Below are 14244 nucleotides of genomic sequence, written 5' to 3'. Positions count from 1 at the left end.
GTAAATAGATTCCATGTCAGAGTATCAGTATCAAGAACGGCAGGTCCCCCGTGACCGGCACAGCGAGTTCCGCTTAGGGGAAGGAAAAATCAGTGGCTACGCCTCTGTATTTCTGGGGGGCATGAGCCTTCTGGCCGTTCTTGCCTATTTATACCCCTCCTATCTGACCACCACAGAGTTACGGCAACTCTACGATGCGGAATACCTACAGAATATTCTCAAATACGGGATGTACTTCGCCCTGTTTTTTGGTGCGGTCACTTTTTACTTGAAGAAATTCCGTATGATGGGCTTTTCGGGCATGGCCCTCACCGGTACTGCCTTTCTCTTGGGGGGCTACACCATCCCTGTCGGACCGGTTGAGGCGAAACGCTTATCTTTAGGGGTTGACTGGATGATCTTGGCCTTCCTGGGTTCAGTTGCCCTATTTGTCACCCTGGAAAAGCTAATCCCCAAATACAAGAACCAAGTTATCCTGCGTAAAGAGTGGGGCCTGGACCTCTTCTATTTCTGCTTCAATCATTTGGCCATCTCAGCCATTTTGATCTTCGCCAATTATCATATCGGCCACTTTGACTGGGCGATCAGCGAGCGAGCCCAGGACTCCATAAGCAATATCCCAATTTTCATACAATTTGCCCTGATAATTGTCTGTGCAGATTTTGTTCTTTACTGGGAGCACCGCCTCTACCACGAGGTGCAATTCCTGTGGCCGATTCATGCGGTTCACCATTCCGTTGAGACTATGGACTGGCTGGCGGGATCACGGGGCCATTTCCTCCAGGTTTTTTCCGAGCGCGCCATGGTAATGGTGCCCTTGTACCTACTTGGAGTGGAAGAATCAGCCCTGAATCTCTATGTTGCCTTTGCCGCATTGCAGGCAGTATTAGTTCACTGCAATACCAAACTGCCGTTTGGCCCCCTGAAATATATCTTTGTCACCCCCCAGTTTCACCACTGGCATCACAGCTCAGAAAAGCCCGCTATTGACACCAATTATTCAGCACACACTTTACTGTTCGACTGGCTGTTTAGGACCCTACATTTTCCCAAAGGACACTGGCCTGCGGCCTACGGAACGACAAAAAAACTGCCACAAAGCTATTTGGGGCAAATGTTCTACCCAATAACTGCACTCCTGGACCAGCGTAAAACAACCTCCAGCCGCTCAGAGAATCCCTAAGCCCCTATGCGCTATCTCACTATTCTTCTGCTAACTTTCGCCAGCGCAGCTAATGCCAATATCACACTGGTGCAAGTCATCAAATCTGAAAATCTGATGCGCCTTCTGGACGGCAGTAAAATTGTAAGGAGCTATCACGTGGCACTGGGTGGGCAGCCCCAGGGGCACAAACAGCAGGAAGGCGATGAGAGAACCCCCGAGGGCCTATATACCCTGGACTACAAAAAAGAGGACTCATCCTACTACCGAGCCATGCATATCTCCTACCCCAACGCCGAAGATCGCAGCCGCGCCGAGGCGCGGGGCGTGTCACCGGGGGGCTTTATTATGGTTCACGGCCAGCGCAATCGACTCGGCTGGCTCGCACCACTGAGCCAGCGCTTTAACTGGACCGATGGATGTATTGCCTTGACCAATGATGAAATGGATGAGTTTATGTCGCTGGTACAAACCGGCACCCCCATCGAAATCCGCTGGTAGGGTAGCCGCATATATCTCCAAGGGACTGGATTTCCCCTCTACAACCAGTCAATATGCCCGCCGTAACTTCACCTTGGTGGAGTGGTCAACTTTTAGGCAAGCTGACAGAACACCACCTTCCGGACTAATGAGAAACCGATAGAAAATGACAGTAAAAGTCGAATCCGTAGATAGCCTATTGAAATCCACTGGTCGCGAGGGCGAAGAAGTCCGCGTTCAGGGCTGGATCAGAACCCGCCGCGACTCCAAAGCGGGCCTCTCTTTCCTGGCCGTACACGACGGCAGCTGCTTTGATCCGATCCAGGCCGTTGCAGAAAATCACCTGCACAATTACCAATCAGAAGTGCAGCGCCTAACTACCGGCTGCGCGGTAGAAATCCTCGGCACCATCAAGCCTTCCGAGGGCAAGGGACAGTCTATCGAACTGCTCGCTACCGAAGTTCAGGTGGTGGGCTGGGTGGAAGACCCGGATACTTACCCCATGTCCCCCAAGCGCCACACGATGGAGCACTTGCGTGAACACGCGCACCTGCGCCCGCGCACCAACGTCAGCGGCGCCGTAGCCCGCGTGCGCAACTGTATCGCCCAGGCAATCCACCGCTTTTACCACGAGAGCGGCTTCCTCTACGTACACACCCCGATCCTCACCGCTTCCGACTGTGAAGGCGCCGGTGAGATGTTCCGCGTAAGCACCCTGGATATGGAAAACTTACCGCGCACCGACAAAGGTGGCGTGGATTACAGCAAGGATTTCTTCGGCGAGGAGAGCTTTCTCACCGTATCCGGCCAGCTAAACGTAGAGAGCTACTGCCTGGCCATGTCCAAGGTATACACCTTTGGCCCCACTTTCCGCGCGGAAAACTCCAACACCACCCGCCACCTGGCGGAGTTCTGGATGGTTGAGCCGGAAGTCGCCTTTGCCGACCTGGCAGATATTGCCGATCTCTCCGAGCAAATGCTGAAGTACGTTTCCAAAGCGGTACTGGAAGAGCGCGCCGACGATATGGCCTTCTTCGCCCAGCGTATCGACAAGGAAGCTATCAGCCGCCTGGAGAATATTGTCGATAACGACTTCGCCCGCATCAACTACTCAGAAGCCATCGAAATCCTGGAGAGCTGCAAAGAGAAGTTCGAATTCCCCGTATCCTGGGGTATCGACCTGGCCTCTGAGCACGAGCGCTACCTGGCAGAGAAACACTTCGAGAAGCCGGTTATTGTGATGAACTACCCGAAGGACATCAAAGCCTTCTATATGCGTATGAACGACGACGGCAAAACCGTTGCTGCGATGGACGTTTTGGCACCGGGAATCGGCGAAATTATCGGCGGTGCCCAGCGCGAAGAGCGCCTGGAGAAGCTCGACGAGCGCATGGATGAGATGAATGTACCCAAGGAGCACCTAGACTGGTACCGCGACCTGCGCCGCTACGGCACAGTACCTCACGCGGGCTTCGGTCTCGGCTTCGATCGCATCGTGTCCTACGTGACCGGCATGGGCAACATCCGCGATGTTATCCCCTTCCCGCGCACACCGAAGAACATCTCGTTCTAATAAAAAAGCGCCGCACTGCGACAACAAAGCCCCGCCAACCACGCGGGGCTTTTTTTGAGTCAAAGCAAAACCGGCTCAAACACTTCCCCCGGTTGCCGCCGCAATAATGTCATCGCTCGCCTTTTCACTGATCATATAAACCGGCACCACAATAAAGAAGCCCGGAATTCGCGGAAAGACCGAGGCATCCACTACCCGCAAATTATGAGTGCCATGCACTCGAAACTTACTATCCACTACCGCCATAGGATCGCTGGCTGGACCCATTTTGTTAGAGCAGGAGGCGTGGTGCCCCCACGCCTGATTTTTCACAAAATCGCCAATCTGCGGGTCGGATTGAACCTCGCTACCCGGCAGAAGCTCCCTGGAGACCCTGCTGCTCACAATAGGGCCGGACATAATATCTCTGGATATTTTCACCCCCTCAATCACCGCCTGGAGATCTTCTCCCAAAGCATCATTGCCCTCGGCAAAATAATGAAAGTTGATCTCCGGTGTATCTCTCGGGTCGGCAGAGCGAAGGGTGACACGACCAGCCGTGTTGTTGGTATGGCCCTTAAGTACAACCCAGGAAAAGCGATCCTTGTAGTCTCTCAGCGCCTGCGAATACCCGGGGAAATAACCGTGAAAGTCGGTCGGCACCCCAAAAATAAATAGATCCGGGTCCTCCAGATCCGGCCTGGAGCGCTTGACCAGTGACAATACCGGTCCATTTCCACTGTAAGGGCCCTGGTTTAACCAGCCGTAACGATAGCGATTCAAGCAGGGGTCATCCCCCTCACCCCAAGTACAATCTTTCAGCAGCGAAAGGTCTTCGCTCATCTCACTGACGACACCGACCTCATAGCGATCCTGAAGGTTCTCTCCCACCCCGGGTAAATCGACCAGGGGTTCTATGCCGTGATCGCGAAGTTCATGTGCAGGGCCGATACCCGATAGCTTCAATAGCTGCGGACTGTTAAATGCTCCCCCAGACAGAATAACTTCCCGGCTTGCACGCACTTGCCGCAATACTCCAGGCGATCCATTTTCTTCGTAATAAGGATCGGCCTTGTATAAACTCGCCCCCTCTAGAAACTCGACACCAATAACGGTTTTCTCTTCAAACAGCACACGAGTAGCCAGTGAATTGGTGCGGATATGAAGTAAGTTTGGGTAAATAGCCTGAGCAGCAAGCAGGTGCTCGCGCACACTGGTGCGCTGGCTTCGGCTATCTGCGGCCATAGGGGCAACAAAAGGCCCCTCTTGGCCTGCAGCCACATCCCAGTGATTAATATCCAGGCGAAGATTGCCATTCACAATTTGCTCCAACGCCCCCTCGAGCCCGTACTTTGCCAGTGCCGCCTGCACGATCTTCAGGAGAGTTGGATCTTCCAGCAGTAAGGCGGGGTTACCGCGATTGGTTGGCAGCCACCCATCAAAACCATGGCGAGAGGGGTTGGAAAAGATTGGCCGAGGCACATACTCACAGCGCTCTAAACGCTCAAAGTATTGCCGCATATTGGCGCTATCCCAGGAAATATCTCCTGTGTCTCGGGCTATACGGTCAAAATCACTATTGTGAGGATAAACAGTGATCAGTGCATGGTGCGTGGTACAACCTCCGATCGTACTCGCCCGGGGGTAGAGAATCCCCTTGCCGGCAACATATTTATCATCCAGTTGTTGCTGATTAATGTCTGCATAGTGCTTGACATAAAAGTCCCAGCTCAATTTCCGATCTTCAGATGCAAAAGGGTGCCACGCTGGAATATTGTGAGTATCATCACTAGGGTCATTGGCACCGGCTTCCAGCACCAAAACAGAAAACCCAGCCTTCGCTAAATTAACCGCCAGCGGCCCACCTCCCGCTCCCGACCCAACAATTACATAGTCGTACAGATCGTAAAAGCCCCCCTCTAACATTGAGAGCGCGGAGACCAGCCCTGTTGAGGCCGCACTGGCAGCAATACCTAATTGAACTGCACGCTTAGTGAAACTTCTGCGACTAATTTTCCTGTCCGACGATTTCTTTTCAACCTTATCCTTCTCTTCCATAGTGCTTTATCCGTTTTTATAGGGCTCTCCTCGAAAAAGCATTATGCATACCAAATTTATCAACTCCCTCTCTCATAGATAAATTCAGTTAAAAACTGGAGCTAATTAGCAGCATAAGGAAGTATTACATGCCAATAAATGCAGAATAGAAGCCTCTCTCAGAGGACTGGAAGTTGAGCCATAATCTTAGAGATCAACAATGAATACACTGTGGAGAGGCCAATTGCCCCTCAAGCACCTAAAGACCGAGATGGCCATTGCCGGCACAGGAGTTCACCCCCACTGCCAATATAATCAAAAATATACGTCAGATTTCCACTGAGAGACTGAATACCAAGCACCCAGACGATACAGCAAGCCTTGGTGCCACAATAACCTCCATTTAAATCATTCACTTTAAACTTTAATCTTGGCCAGCAGACCAAGTATTGGAAGCCTCACCCTCTAACTAATGGCTCACCTCTCCGCAAGCTATAAACAGCTTGTCTGTATTACTGCGACATGGAGAGCCAAGAAGGCATCACTTCAAATTCAGGAGCAGTATTGATATCTAGATTCAGGTATTCACCATGTAGCTGCACTTTTTCATCCTTGATAACTTTAAACTGATGCGGCCAAATCATACCGGAATCGAGTTTTTTATAACTATCATTTTCCAGAAATAGAGAAATTTCCCATTGAAGTTTTATACAGATATGGAAAAATCTAGCGCTTAACTTTTATACCCGCCTTTATAACCAAAACTCTTTATGGAGCTGAAGCTCAAGATCCCGGGCGCTACCGCGTATAAAAAGAAAGGCGCAAGCAGTTTGAGTAAAAACAAGGCTTTTTTACCTACAGTGACCCCATACAAATCTATGGGGCCTTATACCTATCAGCGAATGAGGTTAGCGCCCCGATATGGAGGGTTTCAGGCGCACGACACCTCCGAAAGTCCCCGAGAGCATTTCCTTCCCCGCACCAATTTGAGTAGCCGAGTAAATACTATTATATTTCTCCAGATAGCCTAGGGGGATATGAAATGCACTTTCACCGGTATCCCAGTTTATGGCCTCTAATGCCCAAACCCCCTCGCGCTGCCCCCAGCAATACGCCAAATTGGAAGGCTCACTCATAGTGGGTATACCATTTGGGCAGCTTATTTCCGCATTTGCCCAGTTGCTATACAGACTTCTGCTACTAGAATCCCATTCAAATTGCTCTACACCATAGGGGGCGTATGCCGGCAAATTCGAAAACAGTACTTTTAGCCATGATGGTATCTCTAGCTCCTGACCAGAATCACCGCTGTAATCATTGTTAACGACAAATGCACGACTCCCTCGAACCAATACGGATTGCTCAGATATACTCCTTACTGCCTGCGGATTGCCAAAAGTGATCGGTACTTCTGCTGCTATCCTTCTGTCTTTGCCCTCAGAGAGCCCCTGCCAATCCGACGGTATTTGATCCCGCCACATAACAACAAGGTTCATCAATTCCTGACCATCAGTGAAGACAATCAACTTATCCCTCCCCGCATTCATCAGGGAGGGAGTAGAGCCAGAACCGGTGCCTAAACGACCGACCCAAGGCGTGTCTGGCCCAGATTCATAAGCGGCTTTCCAGCCCCCCTCTTTTTCACTGGAGCTTACGCTATCTCCATTCCATTGAAATCGATACATTTTCTTACTAGAGGCCACATAGATACCGCCATCCTCATCAATCGAAATTGAGTTGGAGACCTCCTCGCCTTCATCAACCTCAGCATAGTAGTACTCGTCTAATTCCCTGCTAACAATGACGACCAAACCCGTAGAAGTTACCAGACAGAGATACCCGTCATAGGTCATATTGAGCCCCACGATCACCTCTTCCTCATCCGACAAGAGCGCTGGGGGGATATCAAATTGCTTATAAAGAGCTATTCCTGAGCCGGGCTCTCCTTTAACGGTATCTTCATAAACCATTAAACTCGTATCATTGGGTACGTAGAACCTATAATCCTTATCGACGAGTACATAAGCACCAGAAATACCGCTTTTAAACTCCCCTTTTGACAGGGTGTCAATTTTATCAATCTGCTCACCATTTAGATCCATTTTAATAATGCTGCCAAATGTACTCCCCCAGACAACCCCCTCCCCGGTGGATTCATAGGCTGAGGAGTAAGCAAGAACAATGGACACCGGTAGTGTTTTATAAAGCTCTTTATTAACACTAGCTACATCGGCCGACTCAATACCAGGTAAGCTGGTAGAACCCTGACTGTAAGGATTTGCATGGCTCATGGGCCAGGGCGAATCGGCGAGAAAGGGGTTCTTGGGCGGATCACTACTCAATTCTGCACTTGCAGTACCAGAAAGAAAAATTAATACCATCAAAAACACAAAGTGCTTAACTTGAAAAAACACCATCGCAAAGCCTTCCTTTTCTTATAAAGATAGATTTATCTAAGTTCTCATAGACTGAAAAACAAAAACCCTAAATAACACATAAAAATTAGAGACCATCGTACTCCCAGAATCCATCGAGAATACAACCGGGCAGATACAGACAAAAAACTAACGAAACCATACGAAAACTACGCAAGTAATAATCTATATCAAGCATTTTTAGTGGCTGTAGGATTTCATTTTCAGGTTAAAATAGAGCACTGTTGATTTCAACGGAACACTTTATAGGTTTAGAGCTTAAATCGTATCTCCTTAACCTCAATTAAGATATCAGTACCTAAATCCCGCAGGCGTTCTTTCTACCATCGTTGCGTGTATATCCAATGATCATTACGGGGCTTTGAGCGGAGACGCAAGGTGTTATCATCCTTCCAGTAATAATCTTTAATTGATTCCAGATTCTCCAGGTTTGCTTCTTTCGAGGAATTAACCTCCCGAATAAACCTTCCGGAATAATCCCAGAACCCCATATGGCAGGGATCAAACAGCCCTTGTAGTGGCACATTACTTTTGAACCCGACATATTCTTTTGACTCGTAGAGATAGCAGCCTCTATATGTACTTTGCAGGTAATAGATAAAAAAAGGAGGAACAGTCCCCTCCTTATAAAAGGGACCGTTTGTCAGTTTATTATTAGCAATGAGTTCTTTTACATACTGCTCGCTGGACCGGTAGACCGCCACTGGCCTTCCCGCATAGTCAAATACACGCAGGGTTCCCCTGGGAATCTCACCTAGATTAATTTCCAAAGGTTCTTCAGTGACAGCAGATGGCCCCAAGCTTTCAACAAAGGAATACAGAGAAAATAGTAAGCCAATACAAACCAGCCCCCCAACACACCAAGCAAGAACTTTCCTTTTGTTCATAGCAACACTGTTAAAATGTACCAACTATATACTCCTTAAAAGTAACCATACCCTGTCCAGACAACGCACCTATTGACAAATATCAGGGGTGGTAAATTCTGCGGGGGAAAAATGACATGCTGAAAGATCGGAAAGGAAGAATATACTACGCTCAGGACCGCATAAAGCATGGGCGCCGATTATGAGCTGGCAGGAATAGATTCACAGCGAGTCTCTGCTGCACCTTTATTCACCGCTTAAGGCGAGGGGTAAATTAGTATCAGGCAGTAAACCACATGCCCTCAAGGGGCTTTAAGGCTTAGCCAATAACGAAAAAGGCCCCTTGCGGGGCCTTTCAAACTCAAGTTCAACTATCAAGCATTCAGAGCCTTAAACTCGCGTCTGCGGCGGTGCAAAACTGGCTCGGTGTACCCATTCGGCTGGGCGCAGCCTTCAAATACCAGCTCACAGGCGGCCTGGAAGGCGACGCTCTTATCGAAGTTCGGGGCCATATCGTTGTAGTTAGAGTCTCCGGCATTCTGACGGTCCACCACAGCAGCCATACGCTCCATGGTTTCACGCACTTGCTCTTCACTAACAATGCCGTGCTTGAGCCAGTTGGCAATATGCTGGGAGGAGATACGCAGAGTTGCGCGATCTTCCATCAGACCCACATCATTGATATCCGGCACCTTGGAGCAGCCCACGCCCTGCTCTACCCAGCGCACTACGTAGCCGAGGATACCTTGGGCGTTGTTGTCCAGCTCCAGCTGGATATCTTTTGCACTCCAGTTGGTCTCTGTAGCCACAGGCACCGTCAGAATATCTTCCAGCTTGGCGTGATGGCGATCTTGAATCTCTTCCTGGCGACGATTTACATCCACCTTGTGGTAGTGCAGTGCGTGAAGTGTTGCCGCAGTGGGGGATGGCACCCATGCCGTGTTGGCACCGGCCATTGGGTGCGCCAGCTTAGCCTGCATCATCGCGGCCATCTGGTCCGGAATCGGCCACATACCTTTACCAATTTGCGCTCTGCCTTTAAGACCGCTGTTCAGGCCAACATCCACATTCCACTCTTCGTAAGCGCCAATCCAGGTGGACTGCTTCATGTCGCCCTTGCGAATCATCGCACCTGCAAGCATTGAGGTGTGAATTTCGTCACCGGTGCGATCCAGGAAGCCAGTATTAATAAAGACTACGCGCTCTTTCGCTTCGGCAATACAGGCTTTCAGGTTTACCGTGGTGCGGCGCTCTTCATCCATAATGCCCATTTTTACCGTATTGCGGGGCAGATCCAGCGCATCTTCAATACGATTGAACAGGGTGTTGGCAAAAGCCACTTCTTCCGGGCCGTGCATCTTCGGTTTTACGATGTAGATGCTGCCTTCACGGGAGTTCTTGATCGGACTCTCGCCACGGAGATCGTGCAAAGCGATCAGGCTGGTGATCATGCCATCGAGAATCCCCTCGGGGATTTCCTTGCCATCACCAAACAGCACTGCATCGTTGGTCATCAGGTGGCCAACATTGCGCACAAACATCAAGCTGCGCCCCGACAGGGTGAGCTGGTTGCCATTCGGCGTAGTATATTCACGGTCTGCATTGAGCTTGCGCTCAAAAGTCTTACCACCTTTGTGGATAGCCTCCTTCAGATCACCCTTCATCAGGCCGAGCCAATTGCGGTAAACCACCACCTTGTCTTCGGCATCAACAGCCGCCACCGAGTCTTCACAGTCCATAATGGTGGTCAGTGCAGACTCCATCAGCACATCCTTTACACCGGCCTCGTCGGTTTTGCCGATAGGACTTTCCCGGTCAACCTGGATCTCAAAGTGCAGACCGTGCTGTTTCAGCAGGATGCTGGAGGGCTCTTCGCTGTCGCCGAGGTAGCCAACGAACTGCTTGGCATCTTTCAGGGTGGCGATATCGCCATTGGCCTGGACCACTTCCAGCAGTGAGCCATTAATGCGGTACTGCACGGATTCGGCATGGCTACCACAAGTGAGCGGGGCCGACTGATCGAGGAAGTTACGTGCATATTCGATCACTTTAGCGCCGCGAACCGGGTTGTACTCACTGCCCTTTTCAGCGCCGCCCTCTTCACCGATAACGTCGGTGCCGTAAAGGGCATCGTAGAGGCTGCCCCAACGCGCATTTGCGGCGTTGAGTGCGTAGCGGGCATTCATTACCGGCACTACCAACTGAGGGCCTGCCAGCACGGCGATCTCTTCGTCGACATTTTCAGTGGTCGCACTGAATTCAGCGGGCTCGTCGGCAAGGTAGCCGATCTCCCGCAGAAAGGCCTGATAGCCTTCCTGATCGCGGAAACCGTTGGGGTTGTCGGTGTGCCAGCGATCGAGGGTTTCCTGTAACTCATCGCGCTTTTCCAGCAGGGCGCGATTTACCGGTGCCAGGTCGTGAACAATAGATTCCAATTTGGCCCAGAAAGCTTCGGCGCTAACTCCAGTTCCTGGAACCACCTCCTCGCAAACCAGGTTGTAAAGTGCTGGTGCGATTTGTAGATCGCCGATTTGGACTCGTTCCGTCATACCCAGGGCCTCTCATCAGATTGTTGGAATAGCGGCATTCTAAACAGCCAATTCCACATACCGCTAATTTATAGACACAATTCCCACTATTCACAGATCAAATTTTTATGACAAAGCCGCCGATGCGCGATTGCCTGGGCGGAACCGGGCAGACACACCTCCGCCGGCAAGCAGCTTACAAAGCGCGGCCAATATCGAGAATTAAACGGCGCAGCCAGCGGTGCGGGGCGCTCTGTTGTAAAAGCGGGCTCCAGGCCATTTTTAGCTCTAGATTGGGAATATCCAGGGGCGGGTCGCGCCTCACCACGCGGGGGTTATCACTGGCCAGCTGAGCCAGGCGGGTCGGCACAGTGACAATAAGGTCACTCTGCTCCGCCAATAGCATCGCCACTTGGTAGTGGCGAGTAAAAACGGAGATATCGCGCTTTTCCCCCAGGCGACCTATGGCCTCATCCACCCAGCCCAAACGCTGCACATCCTCCGGGTTGACCCCGACCCCCACCCCCATACCGGTTTTACTCACCCAGATATGCTGAGCTTCCAGGTAGCTCTGCAAGTTGTAGCCCCTGAGAATGGGGTTATCGGCGCGCATAACGCAGGAGAAGCTATCGCGCCAGACGGTGGCCTGATGGAAACTCTGCGGCATGCTGTCAAAGCGGTTGATCACCATATCCACCTTGCCCTGTTCCACATCCACAAAACTCACATCACTGGGGGTCATGATATCCAGACTGATGCCCGGGGCATCGTCCCGCAACTGCTTCAGCAGTGGCGGTATCAGGGTGGACTCGGCGTAGTCGCTAGCCATGATGCGGAAGGTGCGGCGGGTGTTGGCGGGGTCAAAATCCCGATTTGGCTGAATAACCCGATCAATGGAGGAAAGTGCCTCGCGCACCATCGGCTGCAACTCCAGAGCCCGCTCTGTGGGCATCATGCCCTCGCGGGTGCGCACCAGTAGCGGATCGTCAAACAACTCCCGCAGGCGCTTCAGGCCATTACTCATGGCCGGCTGGGACAAACCCAGGTAATTCGCCGCACGGGTCACATTGCGTTCGCGCAGTAGCACATCGAGGTAAACCAGCAGGTTCAGGTCAGCTCTTTCCAGTTGCATACATCTATTCGCCAAATCGATAGTGAAAATAAAATCAATAAATTAGGCAAATTATGCCACTCCCCCTAAGATACTCAACACCTAATCGCAGTCACCGTTTAAGGATTTTCAGTCATGTCCACTTACACTCAAGACATCGACGCGGTAGCAAAGCTCCGTGAAAGCCATGGCAGCTCCTGGGACGCCATTGATCCCGAATCCGTTGCCCGTATGCGTGCCCAGAACAAATTCAAGCACGGCCTGGATATTGCCAAGTACACCGCCGATATCATGCGCGCCGACATGGAAAACTACGACAAGGACACGTCCAAGTACACCCAGTCCCTGGGTTGCTGGCACGGTTTCATCGGTCAGCAGAAGATGATTTCTATTAAGAAGCACTTCGAAGGCAACACCGACCGTCGCTACCTGTACCTGTCCGGCTGGATGGTCGCCGCTCTGCGCAGCGAATTCGGTCCTCTGCCCGACCAGTCCATGCACGAAAAAACTTCCGTAGCTGCTCTGATCGAAGAGCTCTACACCTTCCTACGCCAGGCTGATGCCCGCGAACTGAACGACCTGTTCCGCGAAGTGGACGCCGCTCGCGAAGCTGGCGATAAAGAAGCTGAGAAAGCTGCCCAGGACAAGATCGACAACCACAAGACTCATATTGTACCGATCATCGCCGACATCGACGCAGGTTTCGGTAACGCCGAAGCAACTTACCTGCTGGCCAAGAAAATGATCGAAGCGGGTGCTTGCTGTATCCAAATCGAAAACCAGGTTTCCGACGAGAAGCAGTGTGGTCACCAGGACGGTAAAGTAACCGTTCCTCACGAAGACTTCCTGGCCAAGATCCGCGCAGTTCGCTACGCATTCCTGGAGCTGGGCGTAGACAACGGTGTTATCGTTGCCCGTACTGACTCCCTGGGCGCTGGCCTGACCAAGCAAATCGCTGTAACCAATAAGCCGGGTGACCTGGGCGACCAGTACAACGCCTTCCTGGATTGCGAAGAAATCGATGCTTCCGAGCTGGCTAACGGCGACGTAATCATCAACCGTGAAGGCAAGCTGCTGCGTCCTAAGCGCCTGGCTTCCAACCTGTTCCAGTTCCGCAAGGGCACTGGCGAAGCGCGCTGCATCCTGGACAGCATCACCTCTTTGCAAAACGGTGCAGACCTGATCTGGATCGAAACCGAGAAGCCTCACGTTCGCCAGATCGGCGGCATGATGGACGAAATCCGCAAAGTCGTTCCCGATGCGAAGCTGGTTTACAACAACAGCCCGTCCTTCAACTGGACCCTGAACTTCCGCCAGCAGGTATTCGATGCCTGGTCTGAAGAAGGCAAAGACGTATCCGCTTACGACCGCGCCAACCTGATGAGCGCCGAGTACGACGACTCTGAGCTGTCTGCAGCTGCCGACGAGAAGATCCGTACCTTCCAGGCCGACGCGGCTCGCGAAGCAGGTATCTTCCACCACCTGATTACCCTGCCGACTTACCACACTGCGGCCCTGTCTACCGACAACCTGGCCAAAGAGTACTTCGGTGAGCAAGGTATGCTGGGCTACGTGAAAGGCGTACAGCGCAAAGAGATCCGTCAGAGCATCGCCTGCGTTAAGCACCAGAACATGGCCGGTTCCGACATCGGCGACGACCACAAAGAGTACTTCGCTGGTGATGCAGCCCTGAAGGCCGGTGGTAAAGACAACACCATGAACCAGTTCGGTTAATCGACCGATACAGTTTCAGTAGATTTGAGGCGGCACCTGTCGCCTCTTTTTTTGAACCCAGTTGGTTCTCCCAAAGCACGGCGAATTTAGCCGCGCTTTGATCTCTGCACTTGCTATTACTTGGGCCGCTTGCGGCCCCTTTTTATTTCAGGTTAACGCCCCTCTACAATCGACAAGGCCACCAGGTTGCCTGGTGACACAGAAAGAGATGTATTCGCAGCCTGTCGCGAATGCCGTGTACACTTTTCTTCTGACCCAGTAGCAAATACTGGCAGCCCCCCCTATAAAGCCATTCAGCCCGGATCCGATCGGCGTCACTCTCATGCCGGACAAACCCCA

General features: G+C 51.6%; 9 protein-coding genes. 4 read left to right on the top strand and 5 right to left on the bottom strand.

The genetic code is table 11. The features are described 5' to 3' along the window. The first annotated feature begins 13 nt into the window (after nt 1-13). The 3 genes from ACJJIK_RS02890 to asnS all read left to right on the top strand — a co-directional run bounded on the left by ACJJIK_RS02890 (nt 14) and on the right by asnS (nt 3215). Nucleotides 14-1183: a sterol desaturase family protein gene (locus tag ACJJIK_RS02890; RefSeq protein ID WP_444944142.1), complete on the top strand. Its 1170-nt coding sequence runs from the start codon at nt 14-16 to the stop codon at nt 1181-1183. A 6-nt stretch (nt 1184-1189) separates the two neighbouring features. Further along, nucleotides 1190-1663, top strand: a complete 474-nt coding sequence (locus tag ACJJIK_RS02885) for a L,D-transpeptidase family protein (protein WP_444931263.1) — start codon at nt 1190-1192, stop codon at nt 1661-1663. 145 nt (nt 1664-1808) lie between these two features. Further along, on the top strand, nt 1809-3215 hold the full coding sequence (gene asnS, locus ACJJIK_RS02880) for an asparagine--tRNA ligase (protein ID WP_444944141.1): 1407 nt from the start codon (nt 1809-1811) through the stop codon (nt 3213-3215). Between the two features lie 75 nt (nt 3216-3290). On the opposite strand, the gene ACJJIK_RS02875 is transcribed toward asnS, so the two are convergent. The 5 genes from ACJJIK_RS02875 to ACJJIK_RS02855 form a co-directional block, all read right to left on the bottom strand. Next, nucleotides 3291-5252: a GMC family oxidoreductase gene (locus ACJJIK_RS02875; protein WP_444944140.1), complete on the bottom strand. Its 1962-nt coding sequence runs from the start codon at nt 5250-5252 to the stop codon at nt 3291-3293. Between the two features lie 887 nt (nt 5253-6139). Then, complete coding sequence (locus ACJJIK_RS02870; RefSeq protein WP_444931266.1) at nt 6140-7648, bottom strand: hypothetical protein; 1509 nt, start codon at nt 7646-7648, stop codon at nt 6140-6142. A gap of 338 nt (nt 7649-7986) precedes the next feature. Next, nucleotides 7987-8553, bottom strand: a complete 567-nt coding sequence (locus tag ACJJIK_RS02865; protein WP_444944139.1) for a hypothetical protein — start codon at nt 8551-8553, stop codon at nt 7987-7989. A 353-nt stretch (nt 8554-8906) separates the two neighbouring features. Continuing rightward, nucleotides 8907-11081: a malate synthase G gene (locus ACJJIK_RS02860; RefSeq protein ID WP_444944138.1), complete on the bottom strand. Its 2175-nt coding sequence runs from the start codon at nt 11079-11081 to the stop codon at nt 8907-8909. A gap of 175 nt (nt 11082-11256) precedes the next feature. Then, nucleotides 11257-12192, bottom strand: a complete 936-nt coding sequence (locus tag ACJJIK_RS02855; protein ID WP_444944137.1) for a LysR family transcriptional regulator — start codon at nt 12190-12192, stop codon at nt 11257-11259. Nucleotides 12193-12306: 114 nt separating this feature from the next. Between ACJJIK_RS02855 and ACJJIK_RS02850 the strand changes: the two genes are divergently transcribed. Next, nucleotides 12307-13905, top strand: a complete 1599-nt coding sequence (locus tag ACJJIK_RS02850) for an isocitrate lyase (RefSeq protein WP_444941554.1) — start codon at nt 12307-12309, stop codon at nt 13903-13905. Nucleotides 13906-14244 lie beyond the last annotated feature (339 nt).

It is taken from the genome of Microbulbifer regidiadema (SeqCode), assembly GCF_052466995.1.
Note: the sequence above shows the minus strand (reverse complement) of the source record. Positions and strands in the feature narration are given on the sequence as shown.

What these genes read in the sequence shown, in the direction of transcription:
- ACJJIK_RS02885 (WP_444931263.1), top strand. Translation starts at nt 1,190, where the DNA reads ATGCGCTATCTCACTATTCTTCTGCTAACTTTCGCCAGCGCAGCTAAT.
- ACJJIK_RS02890 (WP_444944142.1), top strand. Translation starts at nt 14, where the DNA reads ATGTCAGAGTATCAGTATCAAGAACGGCAGGTCCCCCGTGACCGGCAC.
- ACJJIK_RS02850 (WP_444941554.1), top strand. Translation starts at nt 12,307, where the DNA reads ATGTCCACTTACACTCAAGACATCGACGCGGTAGCAAAGCTCCGTGAA.
- ACJJIK_RS02860 (WP_444944138.1), bottom strand. Translation starts at nt 11,081, where the DNA reads ATGACGGAACGAGTCCAAATCGGCGATCTACAAATCGCACCAGCACTT.
- ACJJIK_RS02875 (WP_444944140.1), bottom strand. Translation starts at nt 5,252, where the DNA reads ATGGAAGAGAAGGATAAGGTTGAAAAGAAATCGTCGGACAGGAAAATT.
- asnS (WP_444944141.1), top strand. Translation starts at nt 1,809, where the DNA reads ATGACAGTAAAAGTCGAATCCGTAGATAGCCTATTGAAATCCACTGGT.
- ACJJIK_RS02855 (WP_444944137.1), bottom strand. Translation starts at nt 12,192, where the DNA reads ATGCAACTGGAAAGAGCTGACCTGAACCTGCTGGTTTACCTCGATGTG.
- ACJJIK_RS02865 (WP_444944139.1), bottom strand. Translation starts at nt 8,553, where the DNA reads ATGAACAAAAGGAAAGTTCTTGCTTGGTGTGTTGGGGGGCTGGTTTGT.
- ACJJIK_RS02870 (WP_444931266.1), bottom strand. Translation starts at nt 7,648, where the DNA reads ATGGTGTTTTTTCAAGTTAAGCACTTTGTGTTTTTGATGGTATTAATT.